Source organism: Streptomyces sp. NPDC052910, assembly GCF_055585605.1.
In genome coordinates this window covers 296,881-316,006 of the sequence record NZ_JBVJJR010000008.1, presented here as the reverse complement: position 1 = coordinate 316,006, position 19,126 = coordinate 296,881, and the positions used below count along the sequence as shown (strand labels likewise).

The window sequence follows — 19,126 nt, the reverse complement described above, 5'->3', positions numbered from 1 at the left end:
CTGCTTCCGCGTTCACTCTAGCGACCATGCGTTCGCTCTGGAGAACACTTGATCGCTCCGTGGTGCGGAACACAGGGGCGGTAGGTGCGGCGTTGGGTGTGGTGGGCGCCTCGTTCGGTGCCATCGCCGTCGCGGCCGGACAGCCTGCCTGGGTGCCGGTGCTCATGTCCCTGACGGTGTTCGCCGGCGGGGCGCAGTTCGCCACCCTCGACATTGTGCTGGGCGGGGGAGGGGCCGTCGCCGCGGTGACCGCCGGACTCGTGCTCAACGCGCGCCTGCTGGTGTACGGCCTGACGATCGCCGACGTGCTGGCGCTGCGCCGGCCGGCCCGACTGCTGGGCAGTCACCTGATGGTCGACCAGACGGTCGCGTTCGCCCGGGCCGAACGGGACCCCGCACGGCGCCGGGCCGCCTACTTCGCCGGCGGGTGCGTCCTGTTCGTCACCTGGAACGCGGGTACCCTCCTCGGCGCTCTGGCCGGCCGGGCGGTGGGTGACGCGCGTGCTCTGGGGCTCGACGCTGCCGAACCCATGGTCCTGCTGGCCCTGGTGCTGCCCGCGTTGCGCCAACCGGGTCCGCGGCGTGCCGCGGTGGCCGGGGTGGCGGTGGCGCTGGTCGCCGCCCCCTTCCTGCCGAGCGGGGTGCCGGTCCTGCTTGCTCTTCTCGGGCTGCCGGCGGCATGGTGGAAAGCCCCCGCGCCGGCCCGGAGCGCCGTAGCGTCCCCCTTTGAGCGAGACCCTGGTGCCACCTCCGACCGCCCGGCAGGCGGCGGCCCGGTGAGAGGCACCGAGCCGAACGCCTCCGACTCGGCGTCGGGTGAGCGGCGATGACGATCCTCTGGACCATTTTGGCCCTCGCCGTCGGCACGTACCTCCTCCGCGTCGCCGGTCCCCTCCTGCACAGCCGGTTCGAGCCGTCGGGGCGCGTTCGCGCCGCGCTGTCGGCCTCGGCGACGGTTCTGCTGTGTGCCATGGCGGCTGTGTCGGCCCTGACGGCCGGTCACGGTTTCGCGGGCTGGGCGCGTCCCGCGGGCGTCCTCGTGGGCGCCGCGCTGGCGCTTCGGAAGGTTTCGTTCCTGATCGTGGTGGTGGCAGCAGCGGCCACGACCGCGTCACTCCGGTTGCTCGGGGTGAGTTGAGGGACGGAAGATGCCTGCCTGGGCACGGGGGAGGGGGCTCCAGGGGGCCTCTCGCGACGTCGGACGACGTGCCGCGCGTGTCATTGGGCCGAATGGAGGCGCCCTTTTCCCTAGAATCGCCGGATGTACATAACCAGCGCGTTCCCCGGAGGGGTGATCCGGTGAACAGGTCAGAGGCCACCGACGAGCAGTGGGAGGGGCTGGCCGAGGTCGTGCCCTTGCGCGGTCATCACACCTGGCCGTCCTGGTCCAACCACCGGTCGCTCCCCGAGGAGGAGCCGGAGACGGAACCGAACCAGCGGAAACTCGTGGTCCTCCGGGTGCAGATCTTCGCGGACGCCCGTGACGTGGCGGAGCACCTGATCAACGGAACGCCCGTGCTCCTCGACCTCACCAGCGCCGACACCGACGTCGCCAAGCGCATCCTCGACTTCTCGAGCGGCGTCGTGTTCGGGCTGAGCAGTGGCATGCACCGCGTCGACACCAATGTGTTCCTGCTGGCACCCGAGGGGACGGAGGTCGCCTCGACGTACTCCGATCGTAGGAAGAACGACAGGCTGAAACGGTTTGGCTGATCATCGCACCATACGGTCCGGGCATGTCCGTCACATCCCACGGCCCGGTCGCACAGGCGCGTGACGCACCCGCCGTCCGGCCCGTCGCCACACCTCCGCCCCGGCGTCCCGCCGTCACCGAACTGAGACTTTCCGCTTTCAAGTCGCACCGCAACGCCACCTTCACGCTGGCCCCGCTGACCCTTTTCCGGGGTGCCAGCGGCAGCGGAAAGTCGAGTGTGCTCCAGGCGTACGAGGTGCTGGCCCGGCTCGCGGGCGGTGACGGGCTCACCGAGGCGCTCGCGCCGGTGGCGGGCGGCGCCCCGGCGTGCGTCCCGGACCGGGCGCGCCCGGACACGCAGGGGCGCCGCGGCTTCCGCATCGGCTGCACGGTCGACGGGCCCGTCGGGCCGGTGCGGCTGGACCTGGCCGTCCAGGCGGAACCGGAGGTGCGGGTGGTCGGCGAACGGCTGACCGGCGCCGGACGGACGCTGCTGTCCACGGCGCTGCGCGATCCGGGACTGCCTTCGGTGGAGGCGGCCTGGCACACCGCCGGGGCGGTCCCGGTCACCCGGGCGCCCCTGCCGGACGACCGGCTGGGCACCGCGCTGCTGCCGCTGCGGGTGGCGGGGAAGACGGCCGGCCAGCGGCTGGTCCTCGACGCGGCGGAGCAGGTGGTCGTCGCCCTGCGGTCGGTTTTTCCCTGTGATCCCCGGCCGGAGCTGATGCGGATGCCCGTGGCGGCCCGGGACGGCCGGCTGCGCGGTGCGTGTGACAACGTTGCCGCCGTGCTCGGCCGCACGGCGAGCGAATGCTCGATCCGGCACGCGGTCCTGGTGAAGGCGGCGGACGCGGGGTGCCGCGGCCCGGTCGAAGGGGTGGAGGCGCGGGGGCTGGACGGCGGGTTCGTGCGGGCGGTCCTGGCGCGGGGCGCGGGAGCCGCGACGCCGCTGGAACGGCTCGGGGACGGCGAACTGCGCTACCTGGCCCTGTGCTTGGTACTGCTGACAGGACCGGACGTGCTCGCGGTGGAGCCCGCCGCCGAGGTGCTGCCCGCCCTGCAGACGCTCACGGTGCTGGCGGACGGCTTCGACCGGTGTCTCGACCCGTGCCAGGCAAGGGAGTTGCTGGAGCTCGCGGCTCGCATGTGCGAGCGGGGGCACATCAGGCTGGTGGGCACGGTGCGACGAGAGGTAGCGGAGGTGGCATCGGAGGTGCCTGGGGTCTCGATGGTAGACCTGGAGGCATGACCACCGAGCACCACGCGTCCTCCCCTGACCTCGACACCCTGCGGCGCCGACTGGCGGACTTCGCCGCCGCGCGCGACTGGCAGCCCTTCCACACGCCCAAGAACCTCGCCGCGGCGCTCAGCGTCGAGGCGTCCGAACTGCTGGAGATCTTCCAGTGGCTGACGCCCGAGGAGTCCGTGCGCGTGATGACGGACGCCGGGACGGCGGAGCGGGTGAAGGACGAGGTCGCGGACGTGCTCGCCTATCTCCTCCAGTTCTGCGACGTGTTGGGGGTGGACGCGGCGGCCGCGTTGGCCGCCAAGATCGAGAGGAACGAGCGACGGTTTCCGGTAGCGGGGGAGGGGTCGAACACGCGTCAGGGTTCGCCGAATCGTCACTCTCCGGAGTGATTGAGTTGTCCACAGCCGATTTGGTATCCACAGATTTCTGAATTCCCCTGGCTTTTCCGGCGGTTAGTCATCACTCTGGGTAGTGAGAGCGCACAGGCGGAAACTGGGGGACCGGCAATGGACGCACTGCGGTTGATCGAGGCCACCCGGCTCGCCCTGGCCGAAGCCAGGTCGATGCAGGACATCGTCGCCGAGGCATGGCAGACCCAAGCCTTGGCCCAGGCTGTGGGTGGTCATCTGGCCGCACACGGTCCCTTCGAGGCGCGGGCCGCGGCGTGCGGGCTGAGCGAGGCCGGCGGCCGGGCCTCCGGGGCGCTGCGGCAGGTCGCGCTGCGCTCCGGAGGCTTACGCGCGGCGCGTCTCTCGGCCGTCCGCGACCCCTGGGGGGTGCTGACGGAGCTCGCCGCGCTCCTCGGTGACGTGGGGATCGCCTTGGTAGGCGTGGCCTGTGCCTGCGAAGAGGACGGCCTCTACTGGCAGTGCATCGAGGCCATCGACGCGGCCGACGAGACCGGGGACCGGGTGGGCGGGCTGCTGAGACGGCTCGCCCTCCGGGAGAGAGGGGGCGCCGCGTGAAGTACGGCGCGGGATACGGCGAAGGGTGTGACAAGGGGTACGGCAAGAGGCGCGGCCGACGATCCGGCCCGGGGGCCGGTCGGGGATTCGGTCCGGGCCTCGTCACGGTGTCCGGTCCGGTTGCCGCTCCGGTGGTCGTTTCGGTGCCCGGAGGCTCAGCCGCCGGCGGCTTCCTCGTCGGAGTGCCGGGAGTCGTGGGACTCCAGCGAATCCCGGGAGCCCTGGCAGCCATGCGAAGACGCGGGCTTCTCGGCCGAGGACTGCAGGTCGGCGTCGAGCCGCGACAGGTCGGCGTCCAGCGCCGCCATCAGCTCCTCCATCTGTTGCAGCAGGCCCTTGGGTGGGTCCTGGCGTGGGGAATCGGCCTGGGGGTGGGGCACCGCCTCGGCGGGCACGGCTTCCTGGTGCATATGGCCTCCTCGGCCCTGGGCTCCTCCCGGGCGGAGGAGCGGTATCGCGGTCGTCGTCTCCGGCGGGTGAAACCGGTGCGCGAGCCGGGTGGTCCGGCTCCGCCGAAGCCAACGATCACCGTGCGGGACGGACACTGGCCGGTGCCCGGACGGTCGGCGCGAGCCGGGGAGATTCACCCGACAGGGGCCGGTGCGGCGGTGCGGGGGCCGTGCGTTGACCTGTGTTCGAAGGTGCAGGATGGGGCGTATGGACCTGCGCATCTTCACCGAGCCCCAGCAAGGGGCGAGCTACGACACCCTCCTCACCGTCGCCAAGGCCACCGAAGACCTCGGCTTCGACGCCTTCTTCCGCTCCGACCACTACCTGGCCATGGGCTCCTCCGACGGACTCCCCGGGCCCACCGACGCCTGGATCACCCTGGCCGGGCTGGCCCGGGAGACCCGGCGGATCCGGCTCGGGACGCTGATGACCGCGGGCACTTTCCGGCTTCCGGGCGTGCTGGCCATCCAGGTGGCGCAGGTCGACGCGATGTCGGGCGGTCGCGTCGAGCTGGGGCTGGGCGCCGGCTGGTACGAGGCGGAGCACACGGCGTACGGCATCCCCTTTCCCAAGGAGAAGTTCGCACGCCTGGAGGAACAGCTCGCGATCGTCACGGGACTGTGGGAAACGGAGGTGGGCGCGACGTTCGACTTCGAGGGGAAGCACTACCGGCTGACCGATTCCCCGGCGCTGCCCAAGCCGGCGCAGGCCAGGGTCCCGGTGCTGATCGGTGGTCTGGGGGCGTCCCGGACGCCGCGGCTCGCGGCCCGCTACGCGGACGAGTTCAACGTCCCCTTCGCGTCCGTGGCGGACAGCGAGCGGCAGTTCGGCCGGGTGCGGGCGGCGGCGGAGGAAGCGGGCCGGAAGCCGGACGACCTGGTGTACTCCAACGCCCTGGTGGTGTGCGTGGGCAAGAACGACGCCGAGGTGGCGCGGCGCGCCGCGGCCATCGGACGGGAGGTCGACGAGCTGAAGGCCAACGGCCTGGCGGGGTCCCCCGCCGAGGTGATCGACAAGATCGGGCGGTACGCGGAGATCGGCGCTTCCCGGGTCTACCTCCAGATCCTGGACCTGGACGACCTCGACCATCTGGAGCTCATCTCCGCCGAGGTACAGGCACAGTTGGGCTGAGGACCATCCGCCATGACCCCACCCCGCACATCGTTCACCGCCGCGCTCGCGCGCGGACCGCTCGTCCTTGACGGCGGCCTGTCCAACCAGTTGGAGGCGCAGGGCTGCGACCTGTCCGACGCGCTCTGGTCGGCCCGGTTGCTGGCGGACGATCCGGCACAGATCGAGCGGGCACACGCGGCGTATGTGCGGGCGGGGGCCCAGGTGCTGATCACCGCCGGCTACCAGGCCACCTTCGAGGGGTTCGCCCGGCGGGGTGTCGGCCGGGAGGAGACGGCCGGGCTGTTGCGGCGCGGCGTCGAACTGGCGCGGCGGGCGGCGGCCGAGGGGGAGCGGGAAGTGTGGGTCGCCGCCTCCGTCGGCCCGTACGGGGCGATGCTCGCTGACGGCAGCGAGTACCGGGGTCGGTACGGGCTGGGGGTGGCGGAGCTGGAGCGCTTCCACCGGCCGCGGATCGAGGTGCTGGCCGCGGCCGGGCCGGACGTCCTGGCACTGGAGACGGTGCCGGACGCCGACGAGGGGCGGGCCCTGCTGCGGGCCGTGCGTGGATGCGGGGTGCCGGTCTGGCTGTCGTACGGCTGCGCCGGCGGGCGGACCCGGGCCGGGCAGCCGCTGGCGGAGGCGTTCGCGCTCGCCGCCGGGAGCGACCAGGTCGTCGCCGTGGGCGTCAACTGCTGCGAGCCGGGCGAGGTGGAGGACGCCGTGCGGGTCGCGGCGCGGGTGACCGGGAAGCCGGTCGTGGTGTATCCGAACAGTGGGGAGGGGTGGGACGACGAGGCGCGGCGGTGGCGGGGGCGGTCCGCCTTCGATCCCGGCCTGGCGGAGGCCTGGGTGGCCGCGGGGGCGCGGCTGGTCGGCGGCTGCTGCCGCGTCGGGCCGGACCGCATCGCGGAGCTGGCCGCCCGGATGGAAGGGCGGGGGAGGGAAGAAGGGGGTGGGGCCCCCGCCGTTCGGTAAGAACGCCGCCACGGTATGCACCCCGCCGTTCGGTACGGACCCCGTTGTTCGGTACGGACCCCGCCACAGCACGGACCCCGCCGCAGCACGGAACCCGGCGCGGCGTGGCCTCCGCCGCGATACCGGTCCCGCCGCGGGAGCGGTACGGGCTACTGCGTTTCCGTCGGCGCGATCAGGCTGCGTACGACCGGGGTGGCGATGCGCAGCACGTCCTCCAGGTCGGCCTCGGCGACGTCCGGCAGGCAGAGGACGTAGCGCTGGGTGGCGATGCCCATCATGATCGCCGCGAAGAGGCCCGCCCGCAGCCGCGCGTCGGGCGCGTCCATGTTCGCGGCCACCTGGTCCACGGCCTCGGCGGTGACGTGGCGGCGCAGGAGATCGGCCGCCTCGTCGCTGGTCATGCTGGCGCGCATGAGGACCGCCATGGGGCTGTCGGGGTCGGCCGCCCAGGTGCCCAGCATGCCCCGCAGGTAGTTCTCCACGGTGCGGCTGGGGTCGTCCGTGGTCAGTTCGTCGATGGGGATGGAGAAGTGGACGGCCTCGCGGAACAGCGCCTGCTTGGTGCCGAAGTAGTTGATGACCGACGACTTGTCCACGTCGGCGGCGGCCGCGATGCCGCGGATGGTGGCGCGCTCGTAGCCGAACCGGGCGAACTGGCCGCGGGCGGCCTGGAGGATGCGCCGACGGGTGCGTTCACCCTTGCGTTCGGGCCGGCCGGTGCCCTCGGGGCCGTCGTCCGGCCGCTCTTCCCCGGACGTCGTGAACGCCGTATCGGCGCTGGTCATCTCGGTCTCCTTCCGCTTTCCGCTCTGCATCGTACTGGCGTGCCGCACCGCCCCGGGGCGGTGCGGCGGCGCACGGCAGGCGGCGGCCCCGGCCGGCGGGGTGTCCGTCAGACCACGGGCGGGTGGATCTCGCCGGGCTCCGGCTTCTTGGCGTTGACCGCCAGGACCACGATCAGCGCGGCGCCGACGAGCACCATGGCGCCCGCCGTGAAGGACGCCGTGTAGCCGTCGGTCAGGGCCTCCTTGGCGCGCTCGACGAGTCCGAAGTCGTGACTGGCGACGCCCCGGAAGAACGCGGCGCCGGCGTGCGGCAGCTTGTCGTCGGAGACCGTGGTCGCGACGGTGGACAGCGCCGCGAGGCCGAGGGCGCCGCCGACCTGCTGGGAGGCGTCCAGGAGTCCGGAGGCGATGCCCGCGTCGTGTTCGCCGACGCCGCGGACCGCGCCCAGCGTCAGCGGCACCAGGCACAGTCCGAGTCCCAGCGAGGTGACGAACATGGCCGGCATCAGGTGGGTGGTGTACGAGGACGACGCGTCCAGGGTGCTGAACCAGAGCAGCCCGCCCGCCCCGATCAGGGCGCCGGGCGCCACGACGGCCCGCGGCGGGACGAAGGCGACGAGCTTGGCGCCGAGGAAGCCGGCGGAGACGCCCATGCCGAAGGTGAAGGGCAGGTACGCGAACCCGGTCTTGACCGGGCTGTAGTCGAGGATCTGCTGCATGTACAGCGTGAGGAAGTAGAAGGTGGAGAACATGCCGACGCCGACGAGCAGCATGGTGGCGTACGAGCCCGCGCGGTTGCGGTCCCGCAGCAGGCGCAGCGGCATCATCGGCTGGGCGACCCGCGCCTGGGTGAAGAGGAACACGCTGAGCAGGACGGCGGCGGCGACGAAGAACGCGATGGTGACGCCGTCGGTCCAGCCGTCCTCGCCACCGCGGGTGATGGCGTAGACGAGGGAGACCATGCCGGCGGTGGCGGTGATCGCGCCGGGGACGTCCAGGCGGCCGTTGTCCCGGTTGGCCTCGCCCAGGAACCTGGTGCCGAGGACGACGAGGAGCCCGATCGGGACGTTGACGAAGAGGACCCACCGCCAGTTGAGGTAGTCGGTGAGCACACCGCCGAGCATGAGCCCGAGGGCGGAGCCGACGCCTGCCATGGCGGCATAGACGCCCAACGCCCGGTTGCGTTCCTTGCCTTCGGGGAAGGTCGTCGCGATCAGGGACAGGGCCGTCGGCGAGGCGATGGCGGCGCCCACGCCCTGCAGCACGCGCGCGCCCAGCAGCGTGGCCTCGTTGGGGGCGAGGCCGCCGAGCAGCGAGGCGAGGGTGAAGACGACGAGACCGAACCGGAAGACCCGGCGGCGGCCGTAGAGGTCGCCGGCCCGCCCGCCGAGCAGCATCAGGCCGCCGAAGGCCAGGGCGTAGGCGTTGACGACCCAGGCGAGGTTCGAGGACGAGATGTCGAGGTCGGTCTGGATGCTGGGCAGCGCGATGTTCATGATCGTGTTGTCGAGCACGAGTATGAGCTGCGCGGAGGCGATGACGGCCAGGGCAAGTCCCGGGTGGCTCACCGCGGTTGAGGGCTCGGCGGATCGGGGGGCCGTGGTGGTGGGGCTGTCGCTAGACATGGGTTCTCCAGCACGTGACGGAAGGGCCGCGAGGGCGGCCCCAAGAAAGTGTACAAGCGTTGTTTTTTCTGCGGAGGTCATCTAGCGTGGTGTCATGAACACCAAATACACCGCTGTGATCGCCGGTGCTCTGCTGGCGCTCGCCGCATCCACCGGCGTGGCCAGTGCCGAAACCGAGTGCTCCACCAGCCCGGTGGGCGTGTGGTCCGGCACGGTGAGGTTCAACGACCAGTCCAGCCCGATGGACGTCTCCTTCGGCAAGGACGGCGCCGTCTGCCTGGAGACGCCGGTGAGCGTCGGGCGTGGCGAGTGGGTGAAGACCGGTCCGCGGAAGTTCACGTACACCATCAAGGAAACGTTCAAGGACGGTTCCGGGATGAGCGGTTGGGTCGCCATCGACCAGGACGCGATCCAGAACGGTCCCAAGTACACCAGCTCCGGCGTGTCGAAGATCTACGACGCGTCCGGCAACCAGGTCGGCACGACCGCCGCCACCACCGAGGCCACCCGCAAGAGCGTTTCGGCGCCCGACTGCCACAAGTAGTGGCCGCGGCCCACGCTCGCGCCTGAGAACGGGGACGGCGCCACCCACCCCCGAGGGTGGCGCCGTCCCATCCGCACCGAGGGGAACACCATCGATACCGCACTCCTGGCCCTCCACGTGACGCTCGCGCTGGGCCTGACCGTCCTGCTGGGCGTCCAGAGCGCCGAACTCGCCCGTCTGCGCAGGCTGGTGAACGATCCCCGGGAGGCCCGGCCTCATGTCTCGACGGCGGTCGTCGCCGCCATCCCGGTGGTCACGGTCGTCGTGGCCGTGACGGGCGGGGCGCTCCTGGGCCGCGGTTTCCGCGGCGGGCCGTGGGTCGGCGCCGGGGTGTTCTCCTGCGTGATCATCATCGCGGCGGCGCTCTGGACCCTGCGCGCGCTGCGCGGCACCGCCCCGGAGCGGTCGCGGACGGCCGCCGGCCTCGCCGCCGTCCAGTGGGGGACGCCCGCCTTCACGCTGGGCGCCACCTTCCTGATGGCCGCCCGCCCGGACAACGCGGGGATCGCCGTGCTGCCCGTCGTCCTGGCGGCGCTGGTGACCGGCGCGGCGTTCCGGCGCGGGGGCGTCACCGCTCCGGCGGCCGTCTGAGCTCGCGGCCCTGCGGCGCCGCCCGTTCCGGTCCGTTCACGCGTCGGCCGGCCAGCCCCGCCCCGGAAAGGGGGCGGGGCTGGCCGACGGAACCGGACCCCCTCAGGCCCGCCTCCCACCCGCCCCGGCGGACTTCGGCGTCTGTTCCACGGGATGCGGGCGGGTCGCCCGGACGTCCCGGCGGGCGGGGCCGTGCCGGGGCGGGAACGCCGGGCGGCCCGCCACGGCGAACGCCCGGGCGACCAGCCCCGCCAGCGTGGTGTCGGCCAGGTCGTCGGACCGGTCGGCCTCCGCCCGCGACGGAAGATGTTCGGTGTACCTCTTCATGATGCTTCCTTCCCCCGTTTTCTCATGGTGCGTGTGGTTGCTCCGAGTTGGGGTGGGCGCGGGAACGGTGGGCCGACCGGCCCGTCAGTCCCGCTCCGGCGGGCCGAACCAGCGGTCCAGCGCCGTCGCCGGCCCGTCGGGCCCCCGGTCCGTCCACACGACGTAGCCGTCCGGCCGGATCAGGGCAGCGGTGAAGTCCGGTGCCGGCGCACCCGGCCGGGGCCGGGCCGTGACGATGTCCACCCGGTCCGCCCGGCTCGCGGCCTCGGCCCGGGGCCCGGCGTCGTCGGACAGGTCCAGCAGCAGTCCCCGGCCGCTCCGGAGCAGCGCGGCGGACGTGGTCGGCCCGTCCTCGGTGAGCAGCCGCAGGTGCGGCAGCCGTGCCCCGAGCGTCGGATCCGCGGCGTCGTCGGCGGCGCCGGCGTTCACGTCGTACCGCACGTCAAGACCGCTGATCATGCCGCCGAGGTGCCGGCGGACCTCCGCGTACGCCAACTGCTCGCCGAGAATTGTCCGCAGGGCCTCCACCTCCTGGCCGCCCAGCAGGAGCAGCGCCTGGGCCCGGATGTTGGTCAGGACGCGGGCACCCACGGCGCGCCGTTCGGCGTCGTAGGTGTCGAGCAGCCCCTTCGGCGCGTGGCCGCGCAGCTCGGCGGCGAGTTTCCAGCCGAGGTTCGCCGCGTCCTGCAGACCGAGGTTGAGGGCCTGCCCGCCCACCGGCATCTGCGCGTGGGCGGCGTCGCCGGCCAGCAGGACCCGGCCCGCGCGGTAGGCGCTCGCCTGCCGGCACGTGTCACCGAAGGCGTTCACCCACGTGGGGGTGCCACCGCCGATGTCCTCGCCGGTGACCCGCTGCCAGGCCGCCGCCACCTCCGCGAACTCCGGGGCGCCGGACCGGCGGACGGCGGGGCGGCCGAACTCGTGCACCATGACGCGGGTGACGCCGTTCCGCGTCGCCGCGATGGCCAGCCCGCCCGGGAGCCGTTCGAAGCGCCGGTCGCGCACGTCGACACCGAGGACGTCCGCCCGCAGGAGCTCCCTCGTCGCGTCCGTGCCGGGGAAACCGATCCCGGCCAGCCGCCGCACCGTACTGTCCTCGCCGTCGCACCCGACGAGGTAGGACGCCCTGACCCGGACCGGGCCGGCGGGACCGGTGGCCTCCGCTTCGACGTACCCCTCCGTCTCGGTGACGCCCCGCACCTCGTGGCCCCGGCGCACCTCGGCCCCCAGCCCCACGGCCCACTCCCGCAGGAGCTCCTCGGTACGGGCCTGGGGGACCTTCCACTGGCCCGGGTAGGCGGTGTCGAGGCCGCCCAGGTCGAGGGGGATGCCGCCGAAGTGACTCATGGCGTCGTTCGGCGGCATCCCCAGCGGCTCCAGGAATCCGCGCTGGTCGAGGAGTTCCATGGTGCGGGCATGCAGCGTGGAGGCCCGGGACTCGGTGGTCGGCGCGGTCAGCCGCTCCAGTACCACCACGTCAGCGCCGCCGAGCCGCAGTTCACCGGCGAGCAGCAGCCCCACCGGGCCCGCGCCGACCACGACGACCTGGGTTTCCACGAACTCGCCTGCCATGCTTCCCTCTTCCGGTGTTGTCGCGGTACGACGCGTTCCGCGCCGCTCCGGCGCGCCGCCTCAGCTCCGCGCCTCGGCATACGCCTTGGCGTGTCCGAGGGTGGCGGTGCTGTTGGTGCTCAGCGCCGTGCGGACGAACCGGCGCGCGTCCTCCAGGCCGGCCTCGGCGCCCAGGACCTTGGTGATGTTCTCGGTGTTGATCACCACCGTGTGCTGGGAGGTCGCGGCGACGCCGCCGTCCCGCTCCTCCAGCCGCCAGTACCCGGTGTGTAGGGTCATGAGGGCCGGAAGGACGATCTGCTTGTAGACGATCCGTTCGTGCGGGAAGCACACCCGCACCGACCGGGTGGTGTGCGTGGAGCCGTCCTTGGTACGGGTGTCCATCTCCAGCAGTTGCAGGCCGGGCGTGTCCTCGGTCAGCCCGACCCGGGCGACGTGCGGCAGGCGCTCCGACCAGTGGTCGGCCTCGTTGAGGAAGTCGTAGACGTCCTTGACCGAGCCCTCGATCCGCACGGTGTCCTCGAAGGAGAGCAGCAGGTCCTCGCCGCCGCCCACGGCCGCCTCGACGTTGGCCTTGAGCGAGGCCAGTTCGGAGCGGCTGTTGCGGTCGACGGCCTGGTCGATCCACTCCAGCTTCGCGGGGTCGTCGTCCTCGGCCCGGTAGTCGTGCAGCAGCCGCACCCGCGACTCGTTCTCCCCCAGCGGCTCGATGACCCAGGCCCCGCCCATCGCGCCCACCGGCGGCGTGGAGACCTCCTGGCGGAAGTCGACGCGCAGCGCGGACGGGTCCAGGGTGCGGCGGGACGTCCAGCTCTTCGCCTCGCCCTGGGCGGTGGCCCAGATCCGGATGCGTTCCTCCCGCTCGCCGCGCTCGAGATGCTCGACGTGCACCGTGGGCGGGAAGATCCGCGGCCAGTTCTCCACCTCGGCGATCAGACGGTAGACGGCAGCGGCCGGCGCGAGCACCGTGATCTCGTGCTCGACCTCGCGGGACTCCGGCTGCGTCATGCTCTTCTCCTTGCTCGGTCGGGTTCCTCCGTGTCCCGGCACCCGCCGGTCACGGTGTGCTCGGAAGGTGCCTCAGAAGTTGCCGAGGCCACCGCAGACGTTGATCGCCTGCGCGGTGATGGAAGCGGCCGTGTCGGAGGCCAGGTAGGCGACCATGCCGGCGACCTCCTCCGGGGTGGAGTAGCGGCCCAGCGGGATCTTGGCCTGGAACTTCTCCAGGATGGCCGCCTCGCTGGTGTCGTAGGCCGCGGCGTAACCCTGGCGGACGCGCTGGGCCATCGGGGTCTCGACGTAGCCGGGGCAGACGGCGTTGACGGTGATGCCGGTGGGCGCGAGTTCGTTGCCGAGGGCCTTGGTGAAGCCCACGACCCCGTGCTTGGAGGCCGAGTACGGGGCGCCGAGGACCACGCCCTGCTTGCCCGCCGTCGAGGCGATGTTGATGATGCGGCCGCGGTCCTTGTGGCGCATGCCACCGGTGTTGAGCACCTCGCGCGTCATCCGGAAGACGCTGTTGAGGTTGGTGTCGATGACGTCGAACCAGAGGTCGTCGGCGATGTCGGCGGTGACACCGCCGCCGCTGCGGCCGGCGTTGTTCACCAGGACGTCCACCGTGCCGAAGCGGTCGACCGCGGCCCGGACGAACGCCTTGACGTCCTCCGCAGAGCGGACGTCGCAGGTGGTGCCGTCGACCTCGAGGCCCTCCGCCCGGAGCTCCTTGACGGTCGAGGCCACGCTCTCGGCGCCGCGGGCGCAGAGGAACACCCGGTGCCCCCGCTCGGCCAGGGCCCGGGTGACGGCGAGGCCGATTCCGCTGGTGGCGCCGGTGACAAGGGCGACCCGCTGCTGTTCGTGCTGGGACATGTCTTCTCCGTGAAATTCCGTGGCCGCGGGGGCTGGTGGGGTCACTTGAGGTGCCGGTCGTGCCGGTGGTGCCGGTGGCGTCAGGCCGTGGCGGCGGCGAGTTGGGCGTTCACCAAGTCGACGAGCTCGCGCGGCGTCTTGGCCGTGATCAGCGCGTCGTCGTCACCGGCGAGACCGAACTCGCGCTCGATGCGGGTGCTCGTCTCCAGCAGGGCGAGCGAGTCGTAGCCGAGGTCCTCGAAGGTGGCGTCGGTGATGTCGCCGTCGAGCGCGTTGCCGCTGTCGGCCCCGGCGCCCTCCCGCAGGATGCGCTTGAGGTCGTCGACGGTGAAGGTGGTCTGGGTCATGGCCGGCCTTTCTCGGTTCGGGTGTGTCGCCGGGGCGGCCGACGCGGTCGGCGCCCCGGCACCGCCGCGTCGGCCGTCCGGCGGGTTGTCCGGCGGTCGTCGCGGCGGGTCGGGCAGGTCGAACGGGTCTGCTGGGGCTGACGGGTCAGCCGTTGTTCATCGGGCAGGTCAAGCGGTGGCCGGCGGGCGGGCCCCGCCGGTCGGGTGGCGCGGACGACGCCCTGCCGTGCGTCCGGCCGCGGGCGTCCGCGGACGGGCGGACGTCAGGCCGCGCGCACGACGACGGCGGAGTTGAAGCCGCCGACGCCACGGGCGAGCACCAGCGCGGAGGCGACCGGCGTCTCCCGCGCCTCCCCGGTCACCAGGTCGAGGCCGTAACCGGGCGCGGCCGTCACATTGACGGTCGGCGGGATCACGCCGTCCCGGATGGACAGCAGTGCCGCCGCCAGGTCGAGCGGCGCGCCGCCGGAGTGCAGCCGGCCCGTCATGGTCTTCGGCGCGGTGACCGGTACGCCGCGGGGCCCGAAGACCGCGTTGATCGCGTCGGCCTCGACACGGTCGAGCTCGGCCGTGCCGGCGGCGTCGGCGAACACGACGTCGATGTCCGAGGCGGTCATGCCGGCGTCGGCCAGCGCCACGTCGATCGCGCGGCGCAGCCCGGGTTCGCGGTCGCTGCCCGGCCGGGGGTCGAAGGTGGCGCCGTAGCCGGCGATCTCGCCGTAGACCTGTGCCGCGCCGCGCCGCCGTGCCGCCTCGGCGTCCTCCAGGATGAGGATCGCGCCGCCCTCGCCCGGGACATGGCCGGCGGCGGCCTCGTCGAAGGGCAGGTAGGCCCGGTCCGGGGCGTCGGCCGTGCTGAGCCGGCCCGTCGCGAGCTGCGGCACCCAGCCCCAGGGGCAGACGGAGCCGTCCACGCCGCCGGAGACGATCAGGCCGACGCCCTTGCGGATCTGCCGGCGCGCCTGCGCCACGGCGTCGAGCCCGCCCGCCTGGTCGCTGACCACGACGCCGCTCGGACCGCGCATGCCGTTGCGGATGGAGATCTGGCCGCTGTTGACGGCGTAGAACCAGGCGAAGGACTGGTAGGCGCTGACGTACTGGCCGCCCTTGCTCCACAGGTTCTGCAGTTCCCGCTGGCCGAACTCGAAGCCGCCGGAAGAGCTGGCGGTCACCACGCCCATGTCGAACTCGGGCAGGTCGGAGGGCACCACTCCGGCGTCCTCCAGGGCCCAGTCGGTGGCGACGAGGGCCAGCCGCGTCATGTGGTCGGTCTGCGGCAGCAGCCGGCCGGGCAGGTGGTGCTCGGCCTCGAAGCCCGGCACCTCGCCGGCCAGGCGGGCCGGGTATCCGCCGGCGTCGAAGCGGGTGACGGGCCCGATGCCGGAGCGCCCTTCGAGGGTGGCGGACCAGTAGTCCGCCGTTCCCAGGCCGTTGGGCGCCGTGACGCCGAGGCCGGTCACCACCACCGGGGCGGTCATGCGGTCCTCCTCTCCGGGGCGGTGAGCACCATCGCGCTCTGGAAACCGCCGAAACCGCTGCCCACCGTGAGCACCGTGTCGGTGCGGTGGTCGCGGGCGGTCAGGGGCACGTAGTCCAGGTCGCACTCGGGGTCCGGGTCGTGCAGGTTGGCGGTGGGCGGGACCACGTCGTGCTCCATGGCCAGCACGGACGCGGCGATTTCGATGGAGCCGATGGCTCCGAGCGAGTGCCCGATCATGGACTTGATGGAGCTGACCGGAGTCCGGTAGGCGTGGTCGCCGAGGCTGCTCTTGAACGCGGCGGTCTCGTGCCGGTCGTTCTGCCGGGTCCCCGAGCCGTGCGCGTTGATGTAGTCGATGTCCTCGGCGTTCATCCGCGCCTCGCGGACGGCCGTGCGGATGGCCTCGGCCATCTCGTGGCCGTCCGGCCGCAGCCCGGTCATGTGGAAGGCGTTGCACCGCGAGGCGAAGCCCGCGATCTCGGCGTGGATGTGGGCACCCCGCCGGCGCGCCGACTCCAGCTCCTCCAGCACGAAGACGGCGGAGCCCTCGCCGAGGACGAAGCCGTTGCGGCTGTTGTCGAACGGCCGCGAGGCGTGCTCGGGGTCGTCGTTGCGCGGTGTCGTCGCCTTGATGGCGTCGAAGCAGGCGACCGTGATCGGCGAGATCGGCGCGTCGGTGGCGCCGGCCACCATCACGTCGGCCGATCCCTCCGCGATCAGGTCGCGGGCGTACCCCACGGAGTCAAGGCCGGAGGTGCAGCCGGTGGACACCACCGTGGTGGGGCCCTCGCCGCCGACCTGCCAGGCCACCTCGGCGGCGATCGAACTGGGAACCATGTGGTTGTAGAGGTGCGGCACCGCGTACTCGTGGTCGACCAGCCACTTGCGGCCGTTGTCGCTGACGACGCGGTACTCCTCCTCCAGGCCCATGGTGCAGCCGACCGCGCTGCCGATGGTCACACCCGTGCGGGTCGGGTCGAGGTCCGGCAGGTTCAGACCGCTGCCCTCGACCGCCTCACGGGCGGCCACCATGGCGAACTGCGTCGCCCGGTCGGCGCGGCGGATCTGCTGCGGCGACAGGCCGTGCAGCTCCGGGTCGAAGTCGACCTGCGCGGCCACCCGGGAGCGGAAGGGCGACGCGTCGAACGACGAGAGCTTCCCCGTCGCCGTCCTGCCCTCGCTCAGCAGGCTCCAGAAACTCTTGACGCCGACCCCACCCGGCGCCACGACGCCTATCCCGGTGATCACCACCCGGCGTGCCACTGGCCCAGCCTCCGTTCGGGAAACTCGTAGATCAGATGTTCTTCCGGTCGCCGACGCACGGGACCGGTCATGCGTTCTGCGCCCAGTGGTAGAAGCGCCGCGCCATGGCGTCGGCGGGGGACCGCCAGGTGTCCGGGTCGTAGGCGCCGATGTGGGCCTTCAGGTCCTCGCTGATGTTCACGAACAGCGGGTGCGTGCGGGCCTGTTCGATGCTCTCGCCACCGTTGTCGGAGTCGAAGTCCTGGAGGTGGAAGTAGAGGCCCTGGTAGGAGAAGAGCTGCCGGCGGCGCGTGCCCATCAGGCCGGGCATCTCGGTCTTGTCGAACTCGCCGAAGAGGCGCGCCACATCATCGGCCGACTCCGGCGCCATGCGCGCCACGATCAGGGTGCTGTGCATCCCGCTTCCTTCCTGGTTCCTTGCGTGGGGGTGGGTGGAGTGGACCGCCGCGGTGGTGGGCCGCCCGGGGGTGGTCAGCCGGCCGGGCGCGTTCCGCGGTGCCCGGCTCCGGCCGGTGGTACGGGGGCGCCGAACCAGCGCCGCAGGGCTTCGGGCAGGCCGTCGGGGCCGGAGCCCCGGCCCGGTTCGGGGGCGGCGGCCCAGGCCACGTGGCCGTCGGGGCGCAGCAGTACGGCGCCGAGGCCGGTGAGCGGCCCGTCCGGGCCGGACGGGTCGGCCTTGGCGGTGACGACGTCCACCCGGTCAGCCCACCCGGCGGCCGCGGCCCGGAGCCCGGCGTCGTCGGACAGGTCCAGCAGGACGCCCCTGGCCGCGCGGAGCAGCCGCGCGGTGCGGCAGGCTCCCCCGGCGGTGACGAGCCCCGTGTCCGGCATCCGCCGGCCCACCAGGGGGTGGTCGTCGGGCCCGGCCGGGTACCGCACGTCCAGGCCGCTGACCATGCCGGCCAGATGCCGGGCGACGTCCTCGAACCGGACGAGCTCGCCGAGGACGTCCCGCAACGGCCGGACCGCGTCCCCGCCGAGCATGAGCAGCCCCTGCGCCCTGGTGTTCGTCAGCAGCCGGGCGCCCACCGGGTGCCGCTCGGAGTGGTAGGTGTCCAACAGCCCTTCCGGCGCCCGGCCCAGCACCTGCGCGGCGAGCTTCCAGCCCAGGTTGACGGCGTCCTGGACGCTGACGTTGAGCCCTTGGCCGCCGGCGGGCAGATGGATGTGGGCGGCGTCGCCGGCGAGCAGCACCCGGCCCCTGCGGTACTCGGCGGCCTGCCGCGTCGCGTCACCGAACGCGCTCACCCACCGGGGCGTGCCGTGGCCGATGTCCTCGCCGGTGAGACGCTGCCACGTCGCGGCCACTTCGTCGAAGCCCGGGGGCTCGGTGCGGCGGCGCGGGGGCGCGGCGCGCTCGCACATGATGACGCGGACGACGCCCCCGCCCAGGGGAGCCCACATGGCCATGCCGCCGGGGACGGACGGGCCGGCGGGCCCCGGCCGGACGTCGACGCCGGTGACGTCGGCCAGGAGCAGTTCCATGGTCGCCGGTGTGCCGGGGAAGTCGAAGCCGGCCAGCCGCCGTACGGTGCTCCGGCCGCCGTCGCAGCCGACCACGTAGGAGGCCCGCAGCCGGCGTTCGCCGTCCGGGGTGCGCAACAGGACGTCGACGCCTGTGCCGTCGTCGGTCAGGTCCACGAGCTCCCAGCCGCGGCGGACGTCGACGCCCAGCCCGGAAAGCCAGGTGGTGAGCACTTCCTCGGTGCGCGCCTGGGATATCCCCTGTGCGCCGAAATGGGCGCCGTCGAGGATTCCGAAATCCAGCGGGAGCCCGCCGAAATGACCGGCGCGAGTGGTCGTGAGATCGCCGAACAGCGGGAGGATCCCGCGCTGGTCGAATATCTCCATGGTACGTGCATTGAATCCCAGGCCACGGGATTCACCGCTCGGCTCCGGAAGACGGTCCACCAGCACGCAGTCCACTCCGGCCAGCCGGAGTTCACCGGCCAGCACGAGCCCCGCGGGACCGGCCCCCGCAATAAGGACCGCGGTGTCCGTGGGCCTTTTCTCGGCTGCCACGAACCCTCCCCCCTCGACTTTGTGCGGCGACGTTTTGGCGGATTCCAGCTTCGCTTTCCGAGGGGAGGTGCGTCAACGCGTCCTCTGTAAGACCTCTGTGAACTTACTTCAGGGGAACGTCAATTCTTCAGGGGAATGCAAGGGCCATGTCAGAGGAGTTCAAAGTCGCTCGTGGGAGTGAGGTGCGCGGCGATGTGCCGGAACGTCCGGGCGGGCCCGCGCACGGCCGGACCGGGGTTGATCCCGGAAAAGCGTC

22 protein-coding genes are annotated in these 19,126 nt (G+C 72.6%); 10 read left to right on the top strand and 12 right to left on the bottom strand.

The window, feature by feature from the left end; translation table 11 throughout:
- The first annotated feature begins 59 nt into the window (after positions 1 to 59).
- From ACZ6X9_RS27070 to ACZ6X9_RS27045, 6 genes are all read left to right on the top strand, one after another.
- Positions 60 to 830: an AzlC family ABC transporter permease gene (locus tag ACZ6X9_RS27070; RefSeq protein ID WP_469780613.1), complete on the top strand. Its 771-nt coding sequence runs from the start codon at positions 60 to 62 to the stop codon at positions 828 to 830.
- Complete coding sequence (locus ACZ6X9_RS27065) at positions 827 to 1,138, top strand: AzlD domain-containing protein (RefSeq protein WP_469780612.1); 312 nt, start codon at positions 827 to 829, stop codon at positions 1,136 to 1,138. The genes ACZ6X9_RS27070 and ACZ6X9_RS27065 overlap by 4 nt, the downstream gene beginning before the upstream one ends.
- A gap of 161 nt (positions 1,139 to 1,299) precedes the next feature.
- A complete protein-coding gene (locus ACZ6X9_RS27060) occupies positions 1,300 to 1,713 on the top strand; it encodes a cell division protein SepF (RefSeq protein WP_469780611.1) in 414 nt (137 codons plus the stop codon).
- 23 nt (positions 1,714 to 1,736) lie between these two features.
- Entirely contained in the window at positions 1,737 to 2,942 is a 1,206-nt protein-coding gene (locus tag ACZ6X9_RS27055; RefSeq protein ID WP_469780610.1) for an AAA family ATPase, read from the top strand.
- Positions 2,939 to 3,331 (top strand): nucleotide pyrophosphohydrolase, encoded by a 393-nt coding sequence (locus tag ACZ6X9_RS27050; RefSeq protein WP_469780609.1) that lies wholly within the window; start codon positions 2,939 to 2,941, stop codon positions 3,329 to 3,331. The genes ACZ6X9_RS27055 and ACZ6X9_RS27050 overlap by 4 nt, the downstream gene beginning before the upstream one ends.
- Before the next feature lie 117 nt (positions 3,332 to 3,448).
- Entirely contained in the window at positions 3,449 to 3,907 is a 459-nt protein-coding gene (locus ACZ6X9_RS27045) for a DUF6099 family protein (protein WP_469780608.1), read from the top strand.
- A gap of 155 nt (positions 3,908 to 4,062) precedes the next feature.
- Here the strand turns inward: ACZ6X9_RS27045 and ACZ6X9_RS27040 are convergent, their stop codons facing one another.
- On the bottom strand, positions 4,063 to 4,317 hold the full coding sequence (locus tag ACZ6X9_RS27040; protein WP_469780607.1) for a hypothetical protein: 255 nt from the start codon (positions 4,315 to 4,317) through the stop codon (positions 4,063 to 4,065).
- 247 nt (positions 4,318 to 4,564) lie between these two features.
- Between ACZ6X9_RS27040 and ACZ6X9_RS27035 the strand changes: the two genes are divergently transcribed.
- Entirely contained in the window at positions 4,565 to 5,488 is a 924-nt protein-coding gene (locus tag ACZ6X9_RS27035; RefSeq protein WP_469780606.1) for an LLM class F420-dependent oxidoreductase, read from the top strand.
- Positions 5,489 to 5,500: 12 nt separating this feature from the next.
- On the top strand, positions 5,501 to 6,445 hold the full coding sequence (mmuM, locus tag ACZ6X9_RS27030) for a homocysteine S-methyltransferase (protein ID WP_469780605.1): 945 nt from the start codon (positions 5,501 to 5,503) through the stop codon (positions 6,443 to 6,445).
- A 149-nt stretch (positions 6,446 to 6,594) separates the two neighbouring features.
- Here mmuM and ACZ6X9_RS27025 read toward each other — a convergent pair whose 3' ends face one another.
- Positions 6,595 to 7,230, bottom strand: a complete 636-nt coding sequence (locus ACZ6X9_RS27025; RefSeq protein WP_469780604.1) for a TetR/AcrR family transcriptional regulator — start codon at positions 7,228 to 7,230, stop codon at positions 6,595 to 6,597.
- Positions 7,231 to 7,337: 107 nt separating this feature from the next.
- Positions 7,338 to 8,855, bottom strand: coding sequence for an MFS transporter (locus ACZ6X9_RS27020; protein ID WP_469780603.1), 1,518 nt, complete (start codon positions 8,853 to 8,855; stop codon positions 7,338 to 7,340).
- Between the two features lie 94 nt (positions 8,856 to 8,949).
- Between ACZ6X9_RS27020 and ACZ6X9_RS27015 the strand changes: the two genes are divergently transcribed.
- Both ACZ6X9_RS27015 and ACZ6X9_RS27010 read left to right on the top strand, forming a co-directional pair.
- Positions 8,950 to 9,399 carry a hypothetical protein gene (locus ACZ6X9_RS27015; protein WP_469780602.1) on the top strand — a complete coding sequence of 150 codons (450 nt, stop codon included), beginning with the start codon at positions 8,950 to 8,952 and terminating at the stop codon, positions 9,397 to 9,399.
- A 117-nt stretch (positions 9,400 to 9,516) separates the two neighbouring features.
- On the top strand, positions 9,517 to 9,990 hold the full coding sequence (locus ACZ6X9_RS27010; protein ID WP_469780601.1) for a hypothetical protein: 474 nt from the start codon (positions 9,517 to 9,519) through the stop codon (positions 9,988 to 9,990).
- A gap of 102 nt (positions 9,991 to 10,092) precedes the next feature.
- Here the strand turns inward: ACZ6X9_RS27010 and ACZ6X9_RS27005 are convergent, their stop codons facing one another.
- From ACZ6X9_RS27005 to ACZ6X9_RS26965, 9 genes are all read right to left on the bottom strand, one after another.
- Positions 10,093 to 10,317 carry a hypothetical protein gene (locus ACZ6X9_RS27005; RefSeq protein WP_469780600.1) on the bottom strand — a complete coding sequence of 75 codons (225 nt, stop codon included), beginning with the start codon at positions 10,315 to 10,317 and terminating at the stop codon, positions 10,093 to 10,095.
- Between the two features lie 84 nt (positions 10,318 to 10,401).
- Entirely contained in the window at positions 10,402 to 11,889 is a 1,488-nt protein-coding gene (locus ACZ6X9_RS27000; protein ID WP_469780599.1) for an FAD-dependent monooxygenase, read from the bottom strand.
- Between the two features lie 60 nt (positions 11,890 to 11,949).
- Positions 11,950 to 12,897 carry an aromatase/cyclase gene (locus ACZ6X9_RS26995; RefSeq protein WP_469780598.1) on the bottom strand — a complete coding sequence of 316 codons (948 nt, stop codon included), beginning with the start codon at positions 12,895 to 12,897 and terminating at the stop codon, positions 11,950 to 11,952.
- A 72-nt stretch (positions 12,898 to 12,969) separates the two neighbouring features.
- Complete coding sequence (locus ACZ6X9_RS26990) at positions 12,970 to 13,758, bottom strand: 3-oxoacyl-ACP reductase (protein WP_469780597.1); 789 nt, start codon at positions 13,756 to 13,758, stop codon at positions 12,970 to 12,972.
- A gap of 80 nt (positions 13,759 to 13,838) precedes the next feature.
- A complete protein-coding gene (locus ACZ6X9_RS26985; protein WP_469780596.1) occupies positions 13,839 to 14,105 on the bottom strand; it encodes an acyl carrier protein in 267 nt (88 codons plus the stop codon).
- 263 nt (positions 14,106 to 14,368) lie between these two features.
- Positions 14,369 to 15,583 carry a ketosynthase chain-length factor gene (locus ACZ6X9_RS26980; protein ID WP_469780595.1) on the bottom strand — a complete coding sequence of 405 codons (1,215 nt, stop codon included), beginning with the start codon at positions 15,581 to 15,583 and terminating at the stop codon, positions 14,369 to 14,371.
- Positions 15,580 to 16,848 carry a beta-ketoacyl-[acyl-carrier-protein] synthase family protein gene (locus ACZ6X9_RS26975; RefSeq protein WP_469780594.1) on the bottom strand — a complete coding sequence of 423 codons (1,269 nt, stop codon included), beginning with the start codon at positions 16,846 to 16,848 and terminating at the stop codon, positions 15,580 to 15,582. The genes ACZ6X9_RS26980 and ACZ6X9_RS26975 overlap by 4 nt, the downstream gene beginning before the upstream one ends.
- A gap of 67 nt (positions 16,849 to 16,915) precedes the next feature.
- Entirely contained in the window at positions 16,916 to 17,245 is a 330-nt protein-coding gene (locus ACZ6X9_RS26970; protein ID WP_469780593.1) for a TcmI family type II polyketide cyclase, read from the bottom strand.
- A gap of 74 nt (positions 17,246 to 17,319) precedes the next feature.
- Positions 17,320 to 18,870, bottom strand: coding sequence for an FAD-dependent monooxygenase (locus ACZ6X9_RS26965; protein ID WP_469780592.1), 1,551 nt, complete (start codon positions 18,868 to 18,870; stop codon positions 17,320 to 17,322).
- Between the last annotated feature and the right edge of the window lie 256 nt (positions 18,871 to 19,126).

Coding starts and splice junctions, on each gene's coding strand:
- ACZ6X9_RS27065 (WP_469780612.1), top strand. CDS start 827: ATGACGATCCTCTGGACCATTTTGGCCCTCGCCGTCGGCACGTACCTC.
- ACZ6X9_RS26995 (WP_469780598.1), bottom strand. CDS start 12,897: ATGACGCAGCCGGAGTCCCGCGAGGTCGAGCACGAGATCACGGTGCTC.
- ACZ6X9_RS26980 (WP_469780595.1), bottom strand. CDS start 15,583: ATGACCGCCCCGGTGGTGGTGACCGGCCTCGGCGTCACGGCGCCCAAC.
- ACZ6X9_RS27015 (WP_469780602.1), top strand. CDS start 8,950: ATGAACACCAAATACACCGCTGTGATCGCCGGTGCTCTGCTGGCGCTC.
- ACZ6X9_RS27045 (WP_469780608.1), top strand. CDS start 3,449: ATGGACGCACTGCGGTTGATCGAGGCCACCCGGCTCGCCCTGGCCGAA.
- ACZ6X9_RS27025 (WP_469780604.1), bottom strand. CDS start 7,230: ATGACCAGCGCCGATACGGCGTTCACGACGTCCGGGGAAGAGCGGCCG.
- ACZ6X9_RS27035 (WP_469780606.1), top strand. CDS start 4,565: ATGGACCTGCGCATCTTCACCGAGCCCCAGCAAGGGGCGAGCTACGAC.
- ACZ6X9_RS27050 (WP_469780609.1), top strand. CDS start 2,939: ATGACCACCGAGCACCACGCGTCCTCCCCTGACCTCGACACCCTGCGG.
- ACZ6X9_RS27040 (WP_469780607.1), bottom strand. CDS start 4,317: ATGCACCAGGAAGCCGTGCCCGCCGAGGCGGTGCCCCACCCCCAGGCC.
- ACZ6X9_RS27000 (WP_469780599.1), bottom strand. CDS start 11,889: ATGGCAGGCGAGTTCGTGGAAACCCAGGTCGTCGTGGTCGGCGCGGGC.
- ACZ6X9_RS26985 (WP_469780596.1), bottom strand. CDS start 14,105: ATGACCCAGACCACCTTCACCGTCGACGACCTCAAGCGCATCCTGCGG.
- ACZ6X9_RS27005 (WP_469780600.1), bottom strand. CDS start 10,317: ATGAAGAGGTACACCGAACATCTTCCGTCGCGGGCGGAGGCCGACCGG.
- ACZ6X9_RS27020 (WP_469780603.1), bottom strand. CDS start 8,855: ATGTCTAGCGACAGCCCCACCACCACGGCCCCCCGATCCGCCGAGCCC.
- mmuM (WP_469780605.1), top strand. CDS start 5,501: ATGACCCCACCCCGCACATCGTTCACCGCCGCGCTCGCGCGCGGACCG.
- ACZ6X9_RS27055 (WP_469780610.1), top strand. CDS start 1,737: ATGTCCGTCACATCCCACGGCCCGGTCGCACAGGCGCGTGACGCACCC.
- ACZ6X9_RS26990 (WP_469780597.1), bottom strand. CDS start 13,758: ATGTCCCAGCACGAACAGCAGCGGGTCGCCCTTGTCACCGGCGCCACC.
- ACZ6X9_RS26970 (WP_469780593.1), bottom strand. CDS start 17,245: ATGCACAGCACCCTGATCGTGGCGCGCATGGCGCCGGAGTCGGCCGAT.